At 58.6% G+C, this 22,480-nt stretch carries 20 protein-coding genes; 12 read left to right on the forward strand and 8 right to left on the reverse strand.

The window, feature by feature from the left end:
- A partial coding sequence (locus R6U90_RS06420; RefSeq protein WP_410351844.1) for an FAD-dependent oxidoreductase occupies nt 1-344 on the reverse strand: 344 nt, incomplete at its 3' end.
- 93 nt (nt 345-437) lie between these two features.
- Between R6U90_RS06420 and R6U90_RS06425 the strand changes: the two genes are divergently transcribed.
- Together R6U90_RS06425 and R6U90_RS06430 are read left to right on the forward strand one after the other, a co-directional pair.
- Nucleotides 438-2,339 carry an ATP-binding cassette domain-containing protein gene (locus R6U90_RS06425; protein WP_410351860.1) on the forward strand — a complete coding sequence of 634 codons (1,902 nt, stop codon included), beginning with the start codon at nt 438-440 and terminating at the stop codon, nt 2,337-2,339.
- 626 nt (nt 2,340-2,965) lie between these two features.
- Nucleotides 2,966-4,705 carry a hypothetical protein gene (locus R6U90_RS06430; RefSeq protein WP_410351845.1) on the forward strand — a complete coding sequence of 580 codons (1,740 nt, stop codon included), beginning with the start codon at nt 2,966-2,968 and terminating at the stop codon, nt 4,703-4,705.
- A 136-nt stretch (nt 4,706-4,841) separates the two neighbouring features.
- On the opposite strand, the gene nadC is transcribed toward R6U90_RS06430, so the two are convergent.
- From nadC to R6U90_RS06460, 6 genes are all read right to left on the reverse strand, one after another.
- Nucleotides 4,842-5,684 (reverse strand): carboxylating nicotinate-nucleotide diphosphorylase, encoded by an 843-nt coding sequence (gene nadC, locus R6U90_RS06435; protein ID WP_410351846.1) that lies wholly within the window; start codon nt 5,682-5,684, stop codon nt 4,842-4,844.
- A gap of 9 nt (nt 5,685-5,693) precedes the next feature.
- Entirely contained in the window at nt 5,694-6,725 is a 1,032-nt protein-coding gene (locus R6U90_RS06440; RefSeq protein ID WP_410351847.1) for an LPP20 family lipoprotein, read from the reverse strand.
- 1 nt (nt 6,726) lies between these two features.
- A complete protein-coding gene (locus R6U90_RS06445; RefSeq protein WP_410351848.1) occupies nt 6,727-8,052 on the reverse strand; it encodes a COG3014 family protein in 1,326 nt (441 codons plus the stop codon).
- A gap of 21 nt (nt 8,053-8,073) precedes the next feature.
- Nucleotides 8,074-8,688, reverse strand: a complete 615-nt coding sequence (locus tag R6U90_RS06450) for a penicillin-binding protein activator LpoB (RefSeq protein WP_410351849.1) — start codon at nt 8,686-8,688, stop codon at nt 8,074-8,076.
- Nucleotides 8,689-8,690: 2 nt separating this feature from the next.
- Nucleotides 8,691-9,254 carry a hypothetical protein gene (locus R6U90_RS06455; protein ID WP_410351850.1) on the reverse strand — a complete coding sequence of 188 codons (564 nt, stop codon included), beginning with the start codon at nt 9,252-9,254 and terminating at the stop codon, nt 8,691-8,693.
- Between the two features lie 63 nt (nt 9,255-9,317).
- Nucleotides 9,318-10,670, reverse strand: a complete 1,353-nt coding sequence (locus R6U90_RS06460) for an alanine/glycine:cation symporter family protein (RefSeq protein WP_410351861.1) — start codon at nt 10,668-10,670, stop codon at nt 9,318-9,320.
- Nucleotides 10,671-10,846: 176 nt separating this feature from the next.
- Between R6U90_RS06460 and ampD the strand changes: the two genes are divergently transcribed.
- The 6 genes from ampD to R6U90_RS06490 all read left to right on the forward strand — a co-directional run bounded on the left by ampD (nt 10,847) and on the right by R6U90_RS06490 (nt 15,646).
- Nucleotides 10,847-11,392: a 1,6-anhydro-N-acetylmuramyl-L-alanine amidase AmpD gene (ampD, locus tag R6U90_RS06465; RefSeq protein WP_410351851.1), complete on the forward strand. Its 546-nt coding sequence runs from the start codon at nt 10,847-10,849 to the stop codon at nt 11,390-11,392.
- Nucleotides 11,393-11,441: 49 nt separating this feature from the next.
- The gene (gene ampE, locus R6U90_RS06470) at nt 11,442-12,311 is read left to right on the forward strand and encodes a regulatory signaling modulator protein AmpE (protein WP_410351852.1); all 870 of its coding nucleotides are present in this window, start codon (nt 11,442-11,444) and stop codon (nt 12,309-12,311) included.
- 15 nt (nt 12,312-12,326) lie between these two features.
- Complete coding sequence (cobU, locus tag R6U90_RS06475) at nt 12,327-12,839, forward strand: bifunctional adenosylcobinamide kinase/adenosylcobinamide-phosphate guanylyltransferase (protein ID WP_410351853.1); 513 nt, start codon at nt 12,327-12,329, stop codon at nt 12,837-12,839.
- 3 nt (nt 12,840-12,842) lie between these two features.
- Nucleotides 12,843-13,907, forward strand: a complete 1,065-nt coding sequence (cobT, locus tag R6U90_RS06480) for a nicotinate-nucleotide--dimethylbenzimidazole phosphoribosyltransferase (RefSeq protein WP_410351854.1) — start codon at nt 12,843-12,845, stop codon at nt 13,905-13,907.
- A gap of 366 nt (nt 13,908-14,273) precedes the next feature.
- The gene (locus R6U90_RS06485; protein ID WP_410351855.1) at nt 14,274-14,891 is read left to right on the forward strand and encodes a histidine phosphatase family protein; all 618 of its coding nucleotides are present in this window, start codon (nt 14,274-14,276) and stop codon (nt 14,889-14,891) included.
- A gap of 5 nt (nt 14,892-14,896) precedes the next feature.
- Nucleotides 14,897-15,646, forward strand: a complete 750-nt coding sequence (locus R6U90_RS06490) for an adenosylcobinamide-GDP ribazoletransferase (protein ID WP_410351862.1) — start codon at nt 14,897-14,899, stop codon at nt 15,644-15,646.
- A gap of 405 nt (nt 15,647-16,051) precedes the next feature.
- Here R6U90_RS06490 and R6U90_RS06495 read toward each other — a convergent pair whose 3' ends face one another.
- Nucleotides 16,052-17,497, reverse strand: coding sequence for a cobyric acid synthase (locus tag R6U90_RS06495; RefSeq protein ID WP_410351863.1), 1,446 nt, complete (start codon nt 17,495-17,497; stop codon nt 16,052-16,054).
- Between the two features lie 98 nt (nt 17,498-17,595).
- Here R6U90_RS06495 and cbiB point away from each other — a divergent pair, with 98 nt between their 5' ends.
- From cbiB to R6U90_RS06515, 4 genes are all read left to right on the forward strand, one after another.
- Nucleotides 17,596-18,534: an adenosylcobinamide-phosphate synthase CbiB gene (cbiB, locus tag R6U90_RS06500; RefSeq protein ID WP_410351856.1), complete on the forward strand. Its 939-nt coding sequence runs from the start codon at nt 17,596-17,598 to the stop codon at nt 18,532-18,534.
- Complete coding sequence (cobD, locus tag R6U90_RS06505; RefSeq protein ID WP_410351857.1) at nt 18,515-19,546, forward strand: threonine-phosphate decarboxylase CobD; 1,032 nt, start codon at nt 18,515-18,517, stop codon at nt 19,544-19,546. Before cbiB ends, cobD begins: the two co-directional genes overlap by 20 nt.
- Nucleotides 19,543-20,424 (forward strand): cobalamin-binding protein, encoded by an 882-nt coding sequence (locus R6U90_RS06510; protein WP_410351858.1) that lies wholly within the window; start codon nt 19,543-19,545, stop codon nt 20,422-20,424. Before cobD ends, R6U90_RS06510 begins: the two co-directional genes overlap by 4 nt.
- Nucleotides 20,425-20,552: 128 nt before the next feature.
- Nucleotides 20,553-22,124, forward strand: a complete 1,572-nt coding sequence (locus tag R6U90_RS06515; protein WP_410351859.1) for a methyl-accepting chemotaxis protein — start codon at nt 20,553-20,555, stop codon at nt 22,122-22,124.
- Nucleotides 22,125-22,480: the final 356 nt, after the last annotated feature.

Here is a 22,480-nt window from a genome sequence, read left to right on the forward strand (position 1 = left end):
CCCTTGATATAACGCCCCCGCTTGCCCAGTTTTTCGACCCGCTTGATGGGACCACTGGCGAAGTTGTCCCGCAGGCGGCGCACGTGTTCCATCACGGCCACGCCATCGGGTGTCGGCGGCGTGTCCCGGGTCAGCCTGCGTCCCGCCAGACGATGCCCGGTGTGAAAATCTCTGGCTATCTGCAACAGCACCTTGGAAGGCATGCACCCGACCCGCGCGCAGGTCGTGCCGAGCGGGCCGGGATCGATGAGCAGAATATCGTCGGTGTGCCGTGTCGCTTCCTTGTAGGCCATCAGCCCGGCGGTGCCGGCGCCGAGAATAATCAGGCGATGATGTTCGGACATGGGGTTCCCCGCTCATGGGTGAGTGCGTCATCCGATACTAACGGGATACAGGGGCTGGAACAATCGAACCGGCGGCTCTGTTACACTGCATCCATGCTGAACTTCTCTCACCTTTCCCTGCGCCGCGGCAAGCACGAGCTGTTGCACGATGTGACCGGTACCGTACAGGCGGGTCAGAAGGTGGGCATTACCGGCGCCAACGGCGTCGGCAAGTCCAGTCTGTTTGCGCTGCTATTAAATGAGTTGCAGCCCGACGCCGGGGAGTTTTCCCTGCCACCGAATACGGTGATCGCCCATGTCGCCCAGGAGATGCCGGCGACGGACAAAAGCGCGCTGGAGTACGTCATCGACGGCGATACCCGCCTGCGCGAAATCGAACAGCAGATCCGCGACGCCGAACAGCAGAACCAGGGCGAGCGACTGGCCCGCTTGCACAGCGAGCTGGAACATATCGATGGCTACAGCGCCGCCAGCCGGGCCGGAAAGTTGTTGCACGGGCTGGGCTTTTCCGCCGAACAGGAGTCGGTGCCGGTGCGCGCGTTCTCCGGCGGCTGGCGAATGCGCCTGAACCTGGCCCAGGCGTTGATGTGTCGTTCCGATCTGTTGTTACTCGATGAGCCCACCAACCATCTTGATCTGGAGGCGGTGGTCTGGCTGGAAGAGTGGCTGCGCGCCTATCCCGGTACCCTGTTGCTGATCTCCCACGATCGCGACTTTCTGGATCGGGTAACGACCCATATCGCGCATATCGAGCACTGTCGGATGACGCTGTATACCGGCAACTACTCTGCTTTCGAAGTGCTGCGCGCGCAGCAACTGGCCAATCAGCAGGCGGCCTATGTAAAACAGCAGCGGGAAATCGCCCACATTCAGAAATACATCGATCGCTTTCGGGCGCAGGCCAACAAGGCCCGCCAGGCACAGAGCCGGATCAAGGCACTGGAACGCATGGAAGTGATCAGCCAGGCGCATGTCGATTCACCGTTTCATTTCCGTTTTCGTCCGCCGAACCAGCTGCCCAATCCGCTGCTGCAACTGGAGGATGTAGCCATCGGTTATGCGGATGTCCCGGTATTGAATGCGATCAAGTTGACCATTGCACCGGGTGATCGCGTCGGCCTGCTGGGCTATAACGGGGCCGGCAAGTCGACCCTGATCAAGTCACTGGCCGGTGAGTTGACACCGATGGCGGGTGAAACTGCTCCGGCCAGGGGACTGGAAGTCGGTTACTTCGCCCAACATCAACTCGAACAACTGGATCCCCTGGCCAGTCCCCTGTTGCATTTACAACGTATCGATCCGAGAGCGAGCGAACAGTCCCTGCGCAATTACCTGGGTGGTTTCGGTTTCGGTAGCGAGATGGCCATCTCCCCGGTAGCACCGTTCTCTGGCGGTGAAAAGTCCCGCCTGGTGCTGGCGATGCTGGTTTATCAAAAGCCAAACCTGTTGCTGCTCGATGAGCCGACCAACCATCTGGATCTGGAGATGCGTCACGCACTGACCCTGGCGTTGCAGGAATTCGACGGCGCCATGGTGGTGGTCTCTCACGATCGCTATCTGCTGCGTAGTGTTGCCGATACCCTGTTGCTGGTCGCTGACGGTAACGTCACGCCCTTTGATGGCGATCTGGACGATTATCGCCAGTGGGTGCAGCAGCAGGAAAAAGCCTTTGCGGCCAACGCGCGGGAAAAAACCGCGCCCGGGATCAACAAAAAACAGCAACGCCAGCAAGCCGCCGAACAACGCCGCCAGATGCAACCGTTGCGCAACAGGATCAAAAAACTCGAGCAGCGGCTGGATACCCTGGCCATGCGCCAGGAAGAACTGCATGCACAACTGGCCGATAACAGCCTGTATGAAGAGGCGAATAAAGCCGAATTGCAGGAACTGCTCGCCAGACAGGCCGAGTTGCAACAGCAGCAACAGGCCACCGAAGCCGAGTGGCTGGAAGTGACCGAACAGCTTGAAGCATTCGAGCAGAACCAGACGGCATAAATTATTAACATCGTCATCCCGGAGTAGTCCGGGATCGATTCTTCCCGGTTACAGCACGCACAGCTACTGGATTCCGGCGGTCGCCGGAATGACAATTTTCTCAGAACTCAGAACTCAGAACTCAGAACTCAGAACTCAGAACTCAGAACTCAGAACTCAGAACTCAGAACTCAGAACTCAGAACTCAGAACTCAGAACTTGGGTCTTGTCATAGGGTAGGCCGGACATAGCAACGCGGTGTCCGGCAACCGGGTAGATGCCCGATACCACGTTGCTATATCGGGCCTACGACATTGGGAAGAAAAAAGCCTGATTTATGGATCGTAGGAGCGCCTCTGGCGCGACAGATGTGCCGTCGGCAAGGTTTGTCACGGCACAGCCGCTCCTACCTCATCATTTCACTGCCAACTTCCAACTCAGTCTGGTAGATGCCCGATAACGCGTTGCTATATCGGACCTACGATTGCCAACTCAGGGCTCAGAACTCGTTATCAGCTCAGGGTTTACCCTGATACCGTGTTTTGCCAGGGATGGCATGGATAGAGAATTGTTATATGATTAGAAGAGAAGATAACCGCTGATCGGACACGGAGGCCGACGCCTGTCGACATAACTGAACTGACGCCATGCTGTTTACAACAAAATCCAGAACTGACAAACCGGCCCCCGAGATCGATAGCAGCCAGTTCGGCCATTTCGGTAATCTCACCAAACCGTACAAAGAGGCTGAACGCAAGGACCTCGACAGGGAACGCTACCTGCAGACACTGACCAATTTTCAGCGGGCGCCGGTGAGGCTACTCGAAGAAGCCGTGCGTATCCAGGCCAACCTTAACCGCCTGAGAATGAAAGCGGAGAAACGCGATCAGTTGACCCAGGCGGTGCTGGGACAGATTTATCCGGTAGTGGCCATGTGGTATGAGAAATTCCAGGCTGAACAAAGTAGCCTGCCCGAGAGTAATGAACGGCGTAATGCTCTGGAAGCCAGTATCAAGGCGGTGGAGCAGGTGGCAATCAGCTACAAACTGTTATTCCACGCTGATTACAGTGCCAGCCCATCTGTTTTTGCGCGCCATCAACAGCCACTGTATGCGCGGGGGCTGCGGATTATCGAACTGTTGCGCCTGATTCAGCGCTTAAAGGCCCTGCGCTATCAGAAGATGAGCAAAACCGACTGGCTGGACGTTAACCAGGTGTTTTTCTCCATGCTGCTGCACAACAGCGTTGACGAACAGCTGGAATTGCTTGGCACAGTGGGGGTCCGAAGCCGTCAGGACAAGTCGGAACGTAGCAGCACTCCGAAGGGGTCGATGCAGGAGATTTATCTGTCCATCCAGTTATTCGGGCTGCTGGAGACCAACAGCTGGCCGACCGGTATGTTGTATGTTCCCGATGCCTATCTTACCGCTCTCGGAGCGGAGAGTTTTCAAATCAAGGCCGACGATCGGGCTCCGCTGCAACCGGGAACATTGGTGACCTATCTGCACAACAACGGTCCCCCGCAATTTCAACGCCGGGAAGATATTGGCGGTCCCAGTATTCTGTTCGATTATACCGGTTTGTATAACGCCCTGGTCAGGGAGCACGAGACCATTGGCAAAATGAAATTCCTTGGTAACTACGATCCCGGAAAACTGAGCAAGCCACTGCAGTCGGTCAAAGAGGAAGAACGTCTGCCGGTACTGGAATCGATGCTGGTCGGGCTTCGCCAGCGGACCCGACAACAAAAGCGTCATCGGGTACACACCTATGATGCCCTGCGGGTATACTTTGGTCGCGAAGAAGTCATGCGTCTGTTACGCGATATATCTTCCCGGGATTTGCAAAAAATTATGGATTCCCGCCAGTTCGTCGACAAGCTGGCCAGGCAGTCTTCCCTCCTGGCGGAAGATGATCGCTCACACATGGTGACCCAGTGGGCCATGATTAATTTCAGTTCGGGCGGGCTGTTGATCGGAACCGAAGAGACGGCATTCAGTACACCGATTAAAATCGGGCAGCTGGTGGCATTCGGTCCGGTCGATGCCGAGTTACACCGGTTAACCCTGGGGTATATCAATCGTTTGCACCGGACCGACGATCATCGTATCGAAGTGGCTATTGTTCGTCTTTCCACGCATGCCGAGGCCGTTGTTATCCAGAATGAACAGGATATCCAGGAAAAGTCCGGCCATGCGGCCATTCTGGTGAAGGATCTGGACAATCAGTGGAAACTCATCGTCACTCCGGGGCTGGAAGTGAAAAGCGGCGACCCGCTTAAATTGATTCGTAATGATGGAACGCGGTTACCTGTCAGACTGGGTGACGTCTGGCTGGTGAAAAAGGAATTCACTCAATACGAATTGCGCTCGCCAGGACTTGAATGAGTACTAAGTACTAAGTACTTAGTACTTAGTACTCTGAGGGTAGGCCGGACATAGCGAAGCGGTGTCCGGCAATCTGAATGTTGCCCGATACCGCTTTGCTATATCGGGCCTACAGCTAAGAACTTAGAACTTAGAACTAATCTTCTTTGATTCGCATCGACAGATCCACGGCCTGAACGTCCTTGGTGAGGGCGCCGACCGAGATGAAATCGACGCCGGTCTCGGCGACACTGCGAATATTGTCAAAGGTAATCCCGCCAGAGGCTTCCAGTTTGGCCCGGCCGCTGTTGAGTGTGACGGCCTGACGGAGTGCCCTGAGAGACATGTTATCGAGCAGGATTCTCTCCACGCCGGCCTGCAGGGCCTCGTCGAGTTGTTCCAGGTTTTCGACCTCTACTTCGATCTCAAGCTTCGGTGATAACCGCCGGGCGGTTTTAACGGCATTGAGTATGGAGCCGGCGGCGATGATATGGTTTTCCTTGATCAAGACCATGTCATACAGACCGATACGGTGGTTACTGCCTCCCCCGCAACTGACCGCGTATTTTTGCGCCAGGCGAAGTCCGGGCAGAGTTTTACGGGTATCCAGCACCTGCGCGTCGGTCCCGGCAATGCGATCCACATAATGGCGAGTCGTGGTGGCGGTGCCGGAGAGGGTTTGTAAAAAATTCAGTGCCGTCCGCTCGCCGGTGACCACCGGTCGTACCAGCCCCTGTAACTCGCAAAGAATCTGTTCTTCCTCAAGACGGTCACCATCGGCACAGTGCCAGTTGATCCTGATGGACGGATCGAGTTGACGAAAGACCTCTGCAAACCAGTCGCAGCCGGCGATCACGGCAGACTGCCGACTGATCACTGTCGCGGTTATCTGTTTATTCTCGGGCAACAGGACGGCTGTGACATCGCCACTGCCGATGTCCTCGGTCAGGGCCTGTTCGACCTGGTGTTGAATCAGTTGCGAAGAGATAGTAAAGGGCATACACGGCCTTTATTTTGCGTCGGCAAAGCCGATGATCACATTGCGTAACTCACGGTTGAGTCGTTCGTTGAGATTATCCATGGCGCGTTGGCGGGCCAGTAACGGACGACTGGCGGCCTGCTTGACTTCCCAACGATGGCTGCCCTGTACGGCATCATCGTTCAGTGAGGTCAGTACAATTTGCAAGGTGCCGTGAACCCAGTGCCAGTTCTGTTCGGGAAAAGTCGACAGATCCAGATAGGCCTCGAGCCGGAAATTGGCATTGTCATTGACCTGGCTGAAACCGGCTTCCGCCAGGGCGCCGTCGATGATAGCGGGTAACTGCCCGCTGGCGTCCTGCTGGATGCGGGTCTGGATACGAATACGCTGTGCCAGCGCATGGCGATCCTGTAATAACTGACCGAGATCATAGCGCTTACGTACGCCGATACCGCCCGGATCGGTCACCTGTAATTGACGTTGCAGGGCACGACGTTGCAACTGTGTTTCGACCGCCCGGTTTGCCTCGCCCAGTTGCCGCAGAATATTGTCTTGCTGGCGGGCCGTGTCAATGGCGCTGGCGGTCAGGGTATCCAGATGCTGGATCTCTTCGCGTAATTGCTGTCCCGCCTTGAGTCGATCCAGTACGGCAAGGGCATAGTGACGTCCGGTTTCGGGGTCCTGCCAGATCTCGGCGATGTCAATGTGCGACAGGGTCTGATCGGTGCGGGTGCTGATCTGGCGCGAGACGGCGGATTCGAGGCTGGCCCGGGTCTGTTCGCCACTGCCTGTGGTGCGGCTGTATTCGGTAATGTCCTGACTCTGTTCACTGATGCTGACTTCAAATATCTTGGCCAGATCGGCCCGGGCCCGATCCCGGGCGACGGCAGCATGATCAGCCTCGCCCCGGCCGATCAGATACTGTTCAGCCGGATAGGCCGGGCTGTTGCCGTTGATCCATGCTGGCATGCCCGAATCCGTATCCGGCGAGGCGCAGCCACCCAGTACGGCGAGCAGTGCTGTGAAGATGACAGGATAAATCACACTGGCTGGATTGTGCATGTTAATGCCTCGTTGTTGAATAACTCGGGAACCATAAATAGGAAACATAACGTTTGCTGCCAGCTGTCAGTTTGACCTGCCCCAGTTGCCGGTTGTGAGTCACCTGGCCGTCCCGTCCGATCAGTTCCAGGCTGACAGTATAGTCCCCTGGCGGGAGTGTGACACGCGCCATCTGGATTTCGCCGGGCAGGGTTAGCCAGCTGCGTGTATCGGCCTGCTCGGAAACGACGCCGGCGATGTTCATCAACAGCCCGGCCAGGCCATTATTTTCCCCGGCCTGGCGCGACATTTTATATTTGACCACCGCCCGCGCCAGCGCCCGGGCGGTAATCGCGGGCATATTCTCCTGCAGGGTTCGCAGCGCAATGCCGCTGATATCTTCCATCAATTCCGTCCGGACTCGTTGTCCGGCGACCATGACCCGGGCGTGACTCAGGTGGCTGTTACGCGGCTCATACACGGGCAGGGCGAAATGGACCAGATAACCGGTGGCGGGATCCACCTGGGCGAGCCGTTGCGAGCGTTTTATGGGCGCCAGATCCTTGTGAAACAGAACAATCAGCTCACCCTTTTCGCGATCGAGGTTCCGGGCCTCGACTTCGAAGCGTTCCCGATAGCGGTTATACTCCTCGCTCAGGCCCAGTTGTCGACTGAAGCGTAACAGATCCTGTTTGAGTATCCGGGGGATACTGATCCCGTAGGTTTTTTGATGTTCCAGGTAGGCGTTGTAAGCCTTGCGGTAGGCGATCAGGGCGTCGTCGATTTCGCCCAGTTGTTCGTAAATCAGGCCAGTGAGATAACGCACAAAGGGGTCGATACTCAATATGGAATCGGGATCGGCTTCCTGTAGCTGACGCAGGCGTACATTGATCTGCAGCGCTTCCACACGCGCCGCGTCTGCCTGGTTTTGCAGCAGATAGTTAATTGCCGCGTAGACATGTAGCATCAGTTGTTCCAGCGATGAGCCGGTATAGGTTCGGGTACCGTCGTTAATGAAAAAGGCGGCACTCTCCTCAGAGATACTGGTGGCCTGATATTGTTCGATGATTTCTTTGGCCTGTTCAAACTCATCATTGCTGGCGGCGTAATCGCCGAGCATATGCAGAAACATGGCCCTGTTCAGATGATAGAGCAGCCGGTTACGTTCGGGCTGGTGCTGTTTTTCCAGGGCCGTTAGCGCGGCGGCGGGGTCCTGGCTGGCAAGGGTCTGGATTTCCTGTTCGAAGTTACGGCTGTAGCTGGCACACCCGGCTTGCAGCAAAAGCAGAACGCCGGCCAATAGATAGCCGGCGTAATGGCATGGGCGTTGTAACACGCGCGACAACATGGGTCAGTCCTGACCCGCCGGTTAAAAGCGCAGTTTGCTATTGGCGACCTCTTTTTTGATCTTCTTTTGACCGACCCAGACCTTGCGGTTGTCCTTCAGGCTGATCAGGGTCAGATCCACCTGGTAATAACGCACCTGGGTGCGGCCTTCCATATCGATGATAGTGTTGATCTGACCGCTGAGCATGAAATCGGCGCCATATTCCTGGCCCATGGCCTTGCGGGTTTCGGCACTGGCGTGAATATCCTGATCCAGGCGTTCATCACGGATTTCCTGACGTTCCTCGCTTGAGGCAACGAAAGTGACCCGGCCGGAGTTGGTCAGCTCACGCTGGATATCATTGACGAAGGTATTGGTGTTGATATGTTCGTGGCTCAGATTACGCACAGTGCCGACAATGACTGCTGGCTGCTTGCCGGTGCGGCGCCTGAAGTCGTTGACCCAGGGGCGCGATAACATATCATTGATCATCTCTTCGGAGACCAGGCGTGAGTCGGTATCGTTCCAGGCGCCGCTGAGATCGCGAACTTCGTCGGCTTCCAGTCGTTCAACCCGGGTGCCACAACCGGTGAGTCCCGCCACCAGAGTCATACCGGCAAATAAAAGCGAAAGGGTTCGAATCGTACGAGACGGCATACTCAGTTCTCCTGTGCCAGGTTATCAAAAATGTTGTCGCCCTGATTACTGATATAGCGTTTCAGATCGGCGTTCATGTCGTTGACCCTCTCCAGGGTGTTCTGCATCTGTGCCATATCCAGTTCAGCAATGGACCAGACATCGCCTGTTTCCTCGTCTTTCCAGCGGCCGATGATCTTCACCCCGGTCAGATTTACTCTGGTCAGGTTATCGATTTGTCGCGAGACGGTTTGCCGGTTGATCGAACGCCCGGCACTGGCCGCGTGATCACTGTAATCGCGACTGACCACATCCATGTAGGAACTGAGAATGCGCGCGACTTCGGCCCGGGCCCGGTTATCGGCGGTGGACAGCTGCAGGGCATTGTCACCCATCGGCGGGGCATGCCCGACTCCGTGAAACAGGCGACCGTCACGGTCGTTCAGGTATTGTGTGCCTTCGTTGACCCAGTCGGGGGCGCCGCGCATGCCCAGATCGCTTTCCACCTGGGTTTTGCCACCACAGGCCGTCAGCCCCACCACGAGGCTGATGAGCAATCCCTGTTTCAGGAGCTGCAATTTGTTCATTGGTCGATCTCCTTGTCGATAGATGCCACAGCAGGCCGGGTTCATCGTCTCATTCTAGCGCGCTCAGCCTGGCATGCGACGGAAATAATCGTCGGACAGCTTTTTCGCCAGCCCGGCCAGCAGGATCAGACTGATCAGGTTGGGGGCGGCCATCAGAATATTGGCGATATCGGCGAAGTTCCAGACCAGTTGCAGCGGGACATAGGCACCGACCACCACCAGCACAGTGAACACGATGCGGTAGGGCATCACTGCCCGTGCGCCAAACAGGAACTCGGCGCTACGGTCGCCGTAATAGGACCAGGCAATCATGGTCGAGTAGGCGAAAAAGACCAGCCCGATACCGACCACCCAGCTGCCGATCCTGCCCAGCCCCTGTTCGAAGGCATAGGCCGACAGGGCGGCGCCTTCCAGGCCGTCGGGTCGTGCGTCGCCCCAGGCACCCATGATCACGATGACCAGCGCAGTCATGGTGCAGATGACGATGGTATCGATGAACGGACCCATCATGGCCACCAGGCCTTCGCGGGCCGGCTCAGTGGTGCGCGCCGCGGCATGGGCCATGGGGGCCGAGCCCAGCCCGGCCTCGTTGGAGAAGACACCGCGCGCCACCCCGTACTGGATGGCCGCGCCGATGGCGCCGCCGCCGGCGGCCCAGGGATTCAATGCCAGGTTAAAGATGGTGGCAAAGGCCGCGGGAATCTTGTCGAGGTTCAAAAACAGTACCAGCAAGGCCGCGCCGCAATAGAACACGGCCATAATCGGTACGATACGCGAGGTAACACGGGCGATCCGTTTGATCCCGCCAATGATCACCAGCCCGACCAGAATGGCAATGATGACGCCGATCCCGAGCCGGTAATCAATGATGCCGGGGAAGACATAGGCCAGCCCGTCCACCACCGAGTTGGCCTGTACCATATTGCCGATCCCGAACGAGGCAATCAGGGTGAAAGCGGCAAACAGTACCGCCAGGGTCTTGAAGTTCAGACCGTAGAGCAGGGTGTACATCGGTCCGCCGGAGACCGAGCCGTCGGGATGAAAGCGGCGAAACTTGAGCGCCAGCGAGCAGGAGGCAAACTTGGTGGCCATGCCCACCAGCGCGGTAATCCACATCCAGAATACGGCGCCGGGGCCACCAAAGGCGATGGCGGTGGCGACCCCGGCGATATTACCGGTCCCGACGGTCGCCGACAGGGCGGTGGATAAGGCCTGAAAGTGCGTCACCTCGCCGGGATCCAACGGTTTGTCGTATTTGCCTCGAATGATTTGCCAGGAATGTTGGAAGCCGCGGATCTGGACAAAGCGCAGCCGAATCGTCAGGTAGAGGCCGGTGCCCACCAGCAGGATGATCGAGGGAATGCCCCAGGCATATCCCGAGACGATGCCGGTCCAGTCGGTCAATCGGGCCAACAGGTTATCCATACGGTTTCTCCCGTGATTATTGTTTTATGCCGTCAGGATGGGGGATACGAGTCCGCTTCTGATATTAACAGCCCGCGGACAATGGTGTAATGTTAAGCGCACAAATTTGCGGTATCCGGGACACATGTCGCCCGTAGCAGGACTCTAGAAGGACAACGGATTCTCCCATGCAGATCGATCCCCACACCGGGCTGTTACAGGGGGCGCGCCAGTGTCCTTCGCCCAATTACAATGCCCGGCCCCATCCCGGGGATATCTCTCTGCTGGTGATCCACGGTATCAGCCTGCCGCCAAAGCAATTCGGCGGGGACGCCATTGATCGTTTTTTCACCAACTGCCTGGATCCGGCCCAGCATCCCTATTTTCAGGAGATCTGCAATCTGCAGGTGTCGGCGCACCTGTTGATCCGCCGTGACGGCGAGCTGGTCCAGTACGTGCCTTTTATCGAGCGGGCCTGGCATGCCGGTGATTCACAATTTGCCGGCCGCACCAATTGCAACGATTTCTCCATTGGCATCGAGCTGGAAGGCAGTGATGACCTGCCCTACGAGCCGGTTCAATACCGGCAGCTGGTGGCGGTGACCCGTCTGCTGCAACAAGCCTATCCGGCGATCACCCGCGAGCGGATCGTCGGCCATTGCGATATCGCCCCGGGGCGCAAGACCGATCCCGGCCCGGCGTTTGACTGGGGTCGCCTGATGGCGGCGTTATAGTGTGCCGCAAAGCTTGATATTTACACCTTTTATATAGACACTTGGCATCATGAATCTGATAAGTATATTGCTGGCATTGGCGGTGGAGTTCTTCTACAAGCCGGTGTCCGACCTGCGCCGTTTCGACTGGTTCGATCGCTACCACGAAACCCTCTATCATAAACTCGAGGGCCAGCCCCTGCGAGACGGGCCAGTGGGGGTGATCCTGCTGATCGGGCTGGTGGTGCTGGCAGTCTGGATCGTGCTGGCCGCACTGGGCGCGCTGACCGGTTTACTGGCTTTCCTGTTCGGACTGGTCGTGCTGATTTTCACGCTCGGGCCACGCGATCTGGACGAGGATGTCCAGCGGGTATTGACTGCCCTGGAGCGGGACGATCCCGAAGCAGCTGCGTTGGCCGCCTGCCAGCTGGGTGACGAGACGGAAATTACCGCCGAATCCACGGCCGAACTGGTTCAGCAAGTCCGCGATCGGATCCTGGTGGAAGCCAACACGCGAATGTTCGGTGTACTGTTCTGGTTCCTGATTCTCGGACCGGTCGGAGCGGTATTGTTTCGACTCGGTTGCCACGTCCGGCAGCAAACATCAGTCACGGACGAATATCGCAACGCCGCTCGCGATCTGTATCAGATTCTCGCCTGGATTCCGGCCCGACTCACCGTGCTGTGCTACGCCCTGGCCGGCAACTTTGTCGATACTCTCAGTCACTGGCAGAGTCCTGCCGACATCTGGCAGCGTGACAGCGACGCTTTCTTGATTGAAAGCGGCACGGGTGCCATTGCCGGCGAATACAAGGAAATCGAGGAGTCAGCCGTTGTCGACACCGCCCCGGTGCAACATGCTCTTGCCCTGGTCAAGCGGGCGCTGATCGTCTGGGTGGTCCTGCTCGCGTTGTTGACCCTGATGGGTCTGATTTTCTGATTCCTGTTTCAACTCATGCAACATTTAATCCTCGGCGGTATCCGTTCCGGTAAAAGTCGCTATACCCAGCAATTGGCCGAGCAGAGCAACAAGCCTGTCACACTGATTGCAACGGCCACAGCCGGTGATGACGAGATGCTTGAACGCATTCGCCGTCATCAACAGGATCGACCCGCCAACTGGCAGGTCATTGAAGAGCCGCTGGCGCTGGGGCATGTCCTGGACAAAAATGATGATCCCGAAGCGCTCATACTGATCGATTGTCTGACCCTGTGGCTGACCAACCTGCTGCTCGATAGTGATCCGCAACGTCTGGAACAGGAACAGAACCAGTTACTGGCCTGCCTGCCGTCATTGCAGGCCGAACTGTTGTTGGTCAGTAACGAAGTCGGGCAGGGAATCATTCCCGTCGATCCGCTTTCCCGCCGCTTTGCCGATGAAACCGGTCGCCTGCATCAGCGTCTCGCCGAGGTCTGTGATCGGGTGACGATGGTCACCGCCGGACTGCCGCAAATCCTCAAAGGATAAGTTATGACGTTGCACTGGTGGCAACAGCCTGTCAAAGCGATCGATGCCGATGCGCAACAGGCCGCGCAACAGCGTCAGAGCCAGCTGACCAAACCGCCCGGTTCGCTGGGCCAGCTGGAATCGCTGGCCATCCAACTGGCGGGTTTACAATCAAACGCGAATCCTGTGATCAAACAGTGCTGGATGGCGGTATTTGCCGCCGATCACGGCATCGCCCGGCAGGGCGTATCGGCGTTTCCGCAAATTGTCACCACCGAGATGGTGCGCAACTTTGCCCGTGGCGGTGCCGCGATCAGCGTCCTGGCGGCAGAACAGAATGCCCGCCTGGAAGTCGTTAATGTCGGCACCGCGCACGAACCCGGTGAACTGCCGGGGGTTATCGATCAGCGCATTGGCGAAGGCACGGCCGACTTCAGTCAGCAACCGGCCATGACACCTGAGCAAAGGCTGCAGGCACTGGATGCCGGCCGTGATTCGGTGCAACGCGCACTGGATGCCGGAAGTCACTTATATATCGGTGGCGAGATGGGTATTGCCAATACCACCTCGGCTACCGCGTTGGGCTGCGTATTGTTGCAGCAACCGGCTGGGGAGTTGGTCGGACCTGGCACCGGACTGGATGACAGCGGGATCCGGCATAAGGCGACAGTCATCGATGCGGCGATCGACCGACACAATATTGATCCGGCTGATGTGCAACAGGTGCTTGACTGTTTCGGCGGCTTCGAGATTGCAGCACTGAGCGGCGCGTTTATACATGCCGCCCAGCAAGGCCTGCCGGTGCTGGTCGACGGTTTTATCTGCAGTGTGGCAGCATTGATCGCCGAAAAGCTCTTGCCGGGTACCCGGCAATGGTTTATCTACAGTCATTACTCCGCCGAGCCCGGTCACCGGGCGATCCTGGATGCCCTGCAGGCCGAGCCATTACTCGATCTCGGCATGCGTCTGGGCGAGGGCAGCGGCGCAGCCGTCGCGCTGTCATTGTTGCGTCATGCCTGCGCCCTGCATAACGGCATGGCCACCTTCGAAGAGGCGGCGGTGTCAAACAAAGATGCGGAAGATGATTGACTGCCGTGCCACTTCTTTAGTCTTCCGGGAATTAATGTGGAGGAGGCAAAGGCGCGGAGTTTATACAATAAGGTTATTTATTTTCTCCACGAACTCCGCGTTAATAATCAGTTTGTAGAATATGTGTCATCGTGATGAATAAATTCATGACCCGACAGTACGGCAGGTCAGGTCGTGCAGCGCGCTATCTGACACCCTTCGATTCGCTGGTGTTCCTCTTCTTTAATCTTCCGGGAATCAACGCAGAGGACGGGGAGGTTCAAAAGCGTAGAGATTTTAAAATAAGATTTTTGTTTTCTCCGCGGCTCTGCGCCTCCGCGTTATTAATCAGGATGTAGAATCCGTGTAATAGTGATGAACAAACCCATGACTCAACAGAATGTAACCACGACCATTGATCTGCTGCGCCACGGCGAGCCGGTGGGTGGCAAGAAGTACCGGGGCCAGGTGGACGATCCGCTGAGCGAGCTGGGCTGGCGGCAGATGCGCGAGGCGGTGGCGGATCACTGTCCCTGGGATCGTATTGTTACATCCAGCTTGTGCCGCTGTCAGGATTTTGCCCGCGAACTGGCCGCGCGACATAACCTGCCGTTACGGGCAGAATCGCGACTGATGGAGATCGGTTTTGGCGAATGGGAAGGGCGGACTGCCGAAGATCTGATGGCCGAGGATCAGCAACGATTGTTCCGTTTCTGGTCCGACCCACTGAACAACACACCGCCGGGTGCGGAAACCCTGCATGAGTTCGAGCAGCGGGTGATCGCCGCCTGGGATGAACTGTTGCAACAGCATGCCGGTGAACATCTGCTGATGGTAGGCCATGCCGGGATGATCCGCATGATTGTTCGTCATGTGCTGGCCATGCCGCTGGAGAGCATGTTTCGCCTGCGGGTGGATCTCGCCGGCTTCACCCGTATCGAGATCGAAATCCATGAAGGCCAGCAACTGCCCCGGCTCATCTTTCACGGCGGCCAACCCGCATGATGTTACTGCAGGCTTTCATCACCGCCCTGCAGTTGCTGACCCGGATTCCTTTGCGAATTCCCCGCTATGATCCGGACAGCCAGGCGAAGGTGGCCGGTTACGCTGTGCTGTTCTATCCCGTGGTGGGACTGCTGATCGGTGGCTTGTTGGCGTTATTGCTCGGTTTGTTACAGCTGATCGGGCAAAGCGAGGCCTATCTGCTGCACGGCGCCCTGCTGATAACCTGCTGGGTGATCATTAGCGGGGCCCTGCATCTCGACGGACTGGCCGACAGCGCCGATGCCTGGCTGGGCGGTTTCGGTGATCGGGAGCGTACCCTGGCAATCATGAAAGATCCCTGCGCCGGCCCGGCAGGAGTAACCGCGATCATCGTGATCCTGCTAGTCAAATTCGCCGCACTCAGCGAGCTGACCCGGACACTCTGGCCAGCCTTGCTGGTAATTCCGGTGCTGGCTCGCCTGCAGGTGGTGTTGCTGTTTCTGACGACAGCCTATGTACGCCCCGGCGGCATGGGTGCGTCGGCCACAGACTTTCTGCCACGCAAGACAGCCTGGGCATGGCTGCTGTTGATCGCCATGGCCGTCATCGCGTTTATTGATACAGGCTGGATGTTAATCGTGGCGATGGGGCTGGTATTTGTCGTGCTGCGTGCGATCATGCAGCAACGTCTCGGCGGTACCACCGGCGACACCGCCGGCGCCCTGATCGAAATCACCGAAGCAGTCTTGCTGTGTCTTATAGTACTTAGTACTTAGTACTTAGTACTTAGTACTTAGTACTTAGTACTTGGTTCTTGGTTCTTGGTTCTTGGTTTTAAGTCCTGAATCCTGGGTATCAGCCTGCTCCACGTCATGCCGGCGCAGGCCGGCATCCAGTCCTGAATCGGGGGTAAGCTGGATTCAGGCGCAAGACCGGAATGATGGCATGAGCACTCAGCATTATTTTTCTGCCAACTGCCGACTCATCTCAGCCGTGCAGGTCGCGCTGGCGATAGCCTGCGTGACATCTCTCGAAGGAAGCTGAGTTCTGAGTTATGGCTCCTGAGTATCAGCCTGCTCCACGTCATGCCGGCGCAGGCCGGCATCCAGTCCTGAATCGGGGAACAACCTGGATTCAGGCGCAAGGTCAGAATGACGTCATGAGTACTTGGCACTCAGCACTTATCCCCTTTCGATGATCGCCGACAGCTTCGGCATGTCCAGTGACTGTTCCAGCGTGGCGGCCAGCCGGTCGATGTCGGCTTCCTGGAGTTGTTGATAGTCAGGCTGTTGTGCCGATTGCCGGGCAAGCCCCGCCCATTCCAGCAGCGCCTCGCAGGCCAGCGGTTCGTCGAACAGGCCGTGTAAATAGGTGCCCATGACATTGTTGTCGCTCGAGATCGCGCCGTCGTGGCGATCGTCGAGAATGACAGCGGGGGAGGAACAGGCGGGACCGTGGGTGTGGCCCATATGGATCTCATAACCGCTGACCGGCGTATCGGCGATCGCCAGCCGACCGTGTACATTGTGTAGTTGTTTGGCCGGTTCCAGGGTGGTTGCCATTTGCAGATAGCCGAGGCCAGCCGTGGAGCCGGGCGGACCTTCCAGGCCCTGCGGATCGTGCAGCTGTTCGCCCAGCATCTGAAAGCCGCCGCAGATGCCGATCAGTTTGCCAGCGTAACGCAGGTGGCGGGCGATGGCCTGATCCCAGCCGTGGTCCTGTAACCATTGACGATCAGCGCGCACGTTCTTGCTGCCCGGCAGGAGAATCAGATCCGCCGGTGGAATCGGATCGTTGGGACCGATATAACGAAAGTTGATGCGCGGGTCCACGCGCAGGGGATTGAAGTCGGTGTGGTTGCTGATCCGCGGCAGCAGCGGGACGATGACATCAAAAGTACTGTCGTTGTCGCACTGTTGTTCCAGGTTCAGGCTATCCTCGGCGTCGATCTGCAAGTTGGGCAGATACGGGATCACCCCCAGCACCGGCATCCCGGTTTCTCGCTCCAGCCAGTCGAGGCCCGGTTGCAGCAGACTGACGTCGCCGCGAAAGCGATTGATAATAAAGCCTTTGATTCGCTCGCGTTCCGAGGGGTTGAGTAGTTGTACGGTGCCGACCAGCTGGGCGAAGACGCCGCCGCGATCGATGTCGGCCACCAGCACCACCGGGCAGTCCACGGCCTCGGCGAACCCCATGTTGGCGATGTCATGTTCGCGCAGGTTGATTTCGGCGGGGCTGCCGGCGCCCTCGACCAGTAGCAGCTCATACTGATCCGTCAGCCGTTGCCAGGAGTCCAGCACCGCAGTTTTCGCGGTCTGTTTGTATTGGTGGTATTCTACCGCGTCCATATTTTGCCGTGCCTGACCCTGAATGATGATCTGGGCACCGGTGTCGCTGGCCGGCTTGATCAGTACCGGGTTCATGTCCGTGTGGGGTGCCAGCCGCGCGGCCCGGGCCTGGACCGCCTGGGCCCGGCCGATCTCGCCGCCATCGGCGGACACCGCGCTGTTGAGCGCCATGTTCTGCGGCTTGAAAGGGGCGACGCGTTGCCCGCGATCAGCAAACAGCCGGCACAGGCCGGTGACCATGATGCTTTTGCCGGCATCGGAGGTGGTGCCCTGAATCATCAGGGCGCGACAGGTTTTCAAAACAACATCCATTATCCCGTGAAACAAGCCGCCCATTTTAATACAGAACGCCCCCGCGCCGGGTCCCGAATCCGCGCATGTTGAGCGCGGCGATTGTGCTGGCGGCGGTGCTGCTGGACCAGTTACTGGGCGATCCCCGCCGTTATCATCCGCTGGCCGGTTTCGGCCGGCTGGTTCTGTGGCTGGAGCCCCGGCTTTACGGGCCGCCCTCGTTGCGTGGCGGGCGGCGGCGCTGGCGCGGGGCGCTCGCCTGGTTACTGCTGGTGATGCCGCCGATGGTGCTGACCATCTGGCTGGTGGCGATCCTGCCGCTGTGGGGCGCGGCGGCGATCGAGGTGCTGCTGCTCTATCTGGCCCTGGGGAACTGTTCTCTGGCACAGCATGCACGACGGGTCGCCGATAAGCTGGAGCAGGAGGATCTGGGTGGCGCACGCCACGCCGTGGGGATGATGGTCAGTCGCGATACGCAGACGCTGGATGACTCTCAAATCAGCGCCGCCACGGTGGAGTCGGTGCTGGAGAACGGCAACGATGCGGTGTTCGCCACCCTGTTCTGGTTTCTGCTCCTGGGCGCGCCGGGGGTGGTGCTGTTTCGTCTGGCCAATACGCTGGATGCCATGTGGGGCTATCGCAACGACCGCTACCGGGACTTCGGCACACTGGCGGCGCGCCTGGACGATCTTCTGAACTGGATCCCGGCCCGGCTGACTGCGCTCGGTTACGCCCTGCTGGGCCACACCCGACAGGCCCTGCGTTGTTGGCGGGCGCAGGCGCGTCACTGGGAGGGGATCAATCCCGGCGCGGTGATGGCCAGCGGCGCCGGGGCGCTGAACCGGACCCTGGGCGGGGCGGTGCAGTATCATGGCGCGCTGCGCGAGCGGCCGCCGCTGGGCGCCGGCCCCCCTGCCCGGGTGGGTGATATCGCCCGGTCGGTGCGTCTCGTACAATACACGCTGATTTTATGGCTGGTGATCATCGCGATCGGAGGAGGGCTGTTTGCCGCAACATGGGGGTAATTTGCTGGAGGCGGCGCGCCGTTACGGGCGGGCGCCGGAGCAGTGGCTGGATCTGTCCACCGGGATCAATCCCGCGGCCTATCCGGTGCCGGCGCTGCCGGACCGGGTCTGGCAGCAGTTGCCCCAGCAGAGCGACGGGCTGATCGACGCCGCCCTTGAGTATTACGGCGCGCCCGCCGCCCTGCCGGTGGCCGGCTCGCAGCAGGCCATCCAGCTGTTGCCGAGCCTGCGCGCCCCCGGTCGCGTCGGGGTGCTCGCGCCGAGCTACAACGAACACGGCTATCGCTGGGAGCAGGCCGGCCATACGCGGGTGGCACTGCATCCCGACACCATCGAGTCCCGGCTCGACACCCAGATCGACTCACTGGATGTGCTGGTGGTGGTCAATCCCAACAATCCGACCGGCCACTGTTTTGCGCCGGCGCAACTGCTTGAGTGGCACCGGCGCCTGCAGGCCCGGGGCGGCTGGCTGGTGGTGGACGAGGCCTTTATCGACTGTACCCGCGAACAGAGCCTCGTCACTTATAGCGATCGTCCGGGGCTGATCGTGCTGCGCTCTATCGGCAAGTTCTTCGGGTTGCCGGGGCTGCGCGGCGGCTTCGTGCTGGCCGAGGTCGGGCTGCAGGCGGCGCTGGACGAGCGACTGGGTCCCTGGGCGGTCGCCGGCCCGGCTCGCTTTATCATGCAGTTGGCATTGCAGGATAAAACCTGGCAGCAACGCATGCGTGAGCAGCTGCCCCGGGCCGGCGAACGGCTGGTGCAATTGCTTACCGAACACGACTTGTCGGTGGGTGGGTACTCGCCGTTGTTTGTCTGGCTGCCGACAGCGGACGCTTACGCATTGCACGAGCAACTGGCCCAACACGGCATCTGGAGCCGCTATTTTGACCCGGCCGCTGGCGGTCCCGGGCTGCGCCTGGGGCTGCCGGGTGCGGAGAGCGAGTGGCAGCGACTGGAAAGCGCGCTGACGGCAATTCATCCATCTACTTATAATAAAGCGGCCCACGCATGAACTATCGTTTGATCCCCATCGTGTGGCTCTGTTTCCTCGCCGGCTTCGCGAGTGCCGGGACACGCAGCGTCACCGACTACACCGGCCAGAAAGTCCGGCTGGCGCAGCCGGCGCAACGCATCGTCAGTCTGGCCCCGCATGTGACCGAACTGTTGTTCAGCATCGGCGCCGGTGAGCGCGTGGTGGGGGCGGTCAATTACAGTGATTATCCCGAGGCGGCCGAATCGATTCCCCGGGTCGGCGGGTATAACGCCCTGGATCTGGAACGTATCGTGGCGCTGGAGCCCGATCTGGTCGTCGGCTGGCAAAGCGGCAACAACCCGGCGGATCTGGAAAAACTGCGGCGTTTCGACCTGCCGTTGTTCATCAATGAGCCCCGTCGCCTGACTGATATTCCCGAGACCCTGCGCCGCCTGGCCGTGTTGACGGCGACCGAAAAACGGGCCGAGGCTGTGATCGCCGATTTCGAGGCCCGGCTGGAAGAGCTACGGCGCTTCAGTGACCGGCAACCGATCAAGGTTTTTTATCAGATCTGGGATCGACCGCTGATGAGCGTCAACGACGAACACCTGATCGGCGATGTGATCCGTCTGTGCGGCGGGCGTAACGTCTTCGGTGAGACTGTCAGCCTGACGCCGCAGGTCTCGGAAGAGTCGGTGATCGCCAGGGCGCCGCAGGCCATCGTGATCGGGGGTATGGGCGAGCAACATGCCGAATGGCTCGACCGCTGGCGGCGCTGGGAGTCGATACCGGCAGTGGCGCACCATCACCTGTTTATGATCAATCCCGACCACCTGCAGCGTCACACCGTGCGTATTCTGCAGGGTGCCGAGACCCTTTGTGGCCAGCTTCAGCAGGTTCGCGACGCACAAAATTAGTGTCAATAATGTAAAGAATTACCGTTGTGTGACGCTAACCCTGTATTGGGGTAAACCCCTGCAACGATGCAGCAATTTTTACCTGTTGGTAATGATTTGATTATCAAGCAGTTATGGACGAAGGGCCCATGAAAAAGAATTATCCTGTCACCAACCTCGAAAAGGAATACAGCGAAGATCTGCGGATTATTACCACCACCGATCTCAAAGGGATTATCACCTACGCCAATGACGCATTTGTCGAGGTCAGCGGTTTCTCGCGCGAGGAGCTGGTGGGCAAAAACCACAACGTGGTGCGTCACCCCGATATGCCGCCAGCGGCGTACGAGGATATGTGGCAGACCCTTAAGGCCGGCAAGCAGTGGATGGGCATTGTTAAAAATCGCTGTAAAAATGGCGATCATTACTGGGTTCAGGCCCATGTCACGCCGGTCTACAGCCACGGCGAGATGAGCGGTTACCAGTCGGTGCGAATATTGCCCAAACGGGAATGGGTCCACCGGGCCGAGCGAGTCTACGCCCGGCTCAATGCCGGCAAAAAGCCGTTTTCCTGGCTAATGAAACTGGCCTGTGCGGCGCGGCGCACAGGCAAATATTTGTTGATCCTGTTACCGCTGGTGATCGCTGCCGGTTTGCTGGGCCAGCTGGCCTGGCCCTATCTGCTGGGCGGCGCGCTGGTCTCCTTGCCGGTAGCCACGCTGCTGTCGTATGGGGAGGGGCGCATTCTGAAAAAGCGGGCGCACCTGGCAAGGGAGGTCTTCGACAATGCGTTGGCGCAATGGATTTTCACCGGCCGGCTTAGCGGAGTCGGCGTCTATGAACTGGGCCTGATTACCCAGCAGGCGATGCTGCGCACCATTCTGGGTACAGTCGGTGACTCGGCCATCAGACTTGGCGATCTCGCCAACGACAATACCAGTGTGGTGGAACAAACCCGCCAGGGTGTGCAGCGTCAGTGCGATGAAATCGATCAGGTCGCCACCGCCATGAACGAGATGGCGGCCACGGTGCAGGAAGTGGCACAGAATACCGAGAACGCCAGGGGCGCTGCCAATGAAGCCACCGAACAGGCCCGGACCGGAGCATTAACCGTGACCGAGGCGATCGGCGTGATCGAAAATCTGTCGGAAAGCGTCAAGCAGGCCCAGCAGGTCATCCAGAAACTCTCCGAGGACAGTACTTCTATCGGCAGCGTGCTGGAGGTGATTACGGGCATTGCCGAGCAGACCAACCTGCTGGCCCTGAATGCCGCGATCGAGGCGGCGCGGGCTGGTGAGCAGGGCCGCGGCTTTGCCGTGGTTGCGGATGAAGTGCGGACCCTGGCACAACGGACCCAGGATTCCACCAAGGAAATTCATGCGATCGTCGAGCGCATTCAGGCTGGTGTGCAACACGTGGTCAACGAAATGGGCGACGTGACTGAAAAGGCCGAACACGGTGTCATGCAGGTGGAAGAGTCCGCCATGGCCCTGTCGGAGATCTCCGGTACGGTTACCGCCATTAACGACATGAACACCCAGATAGCCAGTGCTGCCGAGGAACAAAGTGCCGTGGCCGAGGAGGTCAATCGCAACATCATTAACATCAACCAGGTCTCGCAGGAGACCGCCGATGGCGCGAAAGTCATGTCGAAAAGCAGCCAGCACCTCTCCGAAATGGTCATGGAACTGCGCTCCATGGTCCACCAGTTCAGCAAATAAATATAACAGGGACGAGGTAGGAGGGACGAGTAAAGCACCAGCACCGAAGTTTGTAGAAGCGTCTTCGGCGCGACAGAGCGTGCGGTGGGCAGGAAAATAGTACTGGTGCTGTGTCGTTGTGGGGCCTTTAGCCGCGACCGGTTGAATCTGCGGCCAGTCGCCGACGAACTCGCCTCCCACCATGGGCAGCATTTGCGACTTGCGCCAGTATGATGCGGGCGCAGACTGATACTCAGAACTCAGAACTCAGAACTCAGAACTCAGAACTCAGAACTCAGAACTCAGAACTCAGAACTCAGAACTCAGAACTCAGAACTCAGAACTCAGAACTCAGAACTCAGAACTCAGAACTCACG

This window comes from Thiohalophilus sp., from assembly GCF_046483665.1.
Classification (GTDB): domain Bacteria; phylum Pseudomonadota; class Gammaproteobacteria; order UBA6429; family Thiohalophilaceae; genus Thiohalophilus.

Coding starts and splice junctions, on each gene's coding strand:
- R6U90_RS06440 (WP_410351847.1), bottom strand. CDS start 6,725: ATGCACAATCCAGCCAGTGTGATTTATCCTGTCATCTTCACAGCACTG.
- R6U90_RS06510 (WP_410351858.1), top strand. CDS start 19,543: ATGAACTATCGTTTGATCCCCATCGTGTGGCTCTGTTTCCTCGCCGGC.
- R6U90_RS06450 (WP_410351849.1), bottom strand. CDS start 8,688: ATGCCGTCTCGTACGATTCGAACCCTTTCGCTTTTATTTGCCGGTATG.
- R6U90_RS06495 (WP_410351863.1), bottom strand. CDS start 17,497: ATGATTCAGGGCACCACCTCCGATGCCGGCAAAAGCATCATGGTCACC.
- cobT (WP_410351854.1), top strand. CDS start 12,843: ATGACGTTGCACTGGTGGCAACAGCCTGTCAAAGCGATCGATGCCGAT.
- R6U90_RS06430 (WP_410351845.1), top strand. CDS start 2,966: ATGCTGTTTACAACAAAATCCAGAACTGACAAACCGGCCCCCGAGATC.
- R6U90_RS06445 (WP_410351848.1), bottom strand. CDS start 8,052: ATGTTGTCGCGCGTGTTACAACGCCCATGCCATTACGCCGGCTATCTA.
- cbiB (WP_410351856.1), top strand. CDS start 17,596: ATGTTGAGCGCGGCGATTGTGCTGGCGGCGGTGCTGCTGGACCAGTTA.
- nadC (WP_410351846.1), bottom strand. CDS start 5,684: ATGCCCTTTACTATCTCTTCGCAACTGATTCAACACCAGGTCGAACAG.
- R6U90_RS06425 (WP_410351860.1), top strand. CDS start 438: ATGCTGAACTTCTCTCACCTTTCCCTGCGCCGCGGCAAGCACGAGCTG.
- ampE (WP_410351852.1), top strand. CDS start 11,442: ATGAATCTGATAAGTATATTGCTGGCATTGGCGGTGGAGTTCTTCTAC.
- cobU (WP_410351853.1), top strand. CDS start 12,327: ATGCAACATTTAATCCTCGGCGGTATCCGTTCCGGTAAAAGTCGCTAT.
- R6U90_RS06485 (WP_410351855.1), top strand. CDS start 14,274: ATGACTCAACAGAATGTAACCACGACCATTGATCTGCTGCGCCACGGC.
- ampD (WP_410351851.1), top strand. CDS start 10,847: ATGCAGATCGATCCCCACACCGGGCTGTTACAGGGGGCGCGCCAGTGT.
- R6U90_RS06515 (WP_410351859.1), top strand. CDS start 20,553: ATGAAAAAGAATTATCCTGTCACCAACCTCGAAAAGGAATACAGCGAA.
- R6U90_RS06455 (WP_410351850.1), bottom strand. CDS start 9,254: ATGAACAAATTGCAGCTCCTGAAACAGGGATTGCTCATCAGCCTCGTG.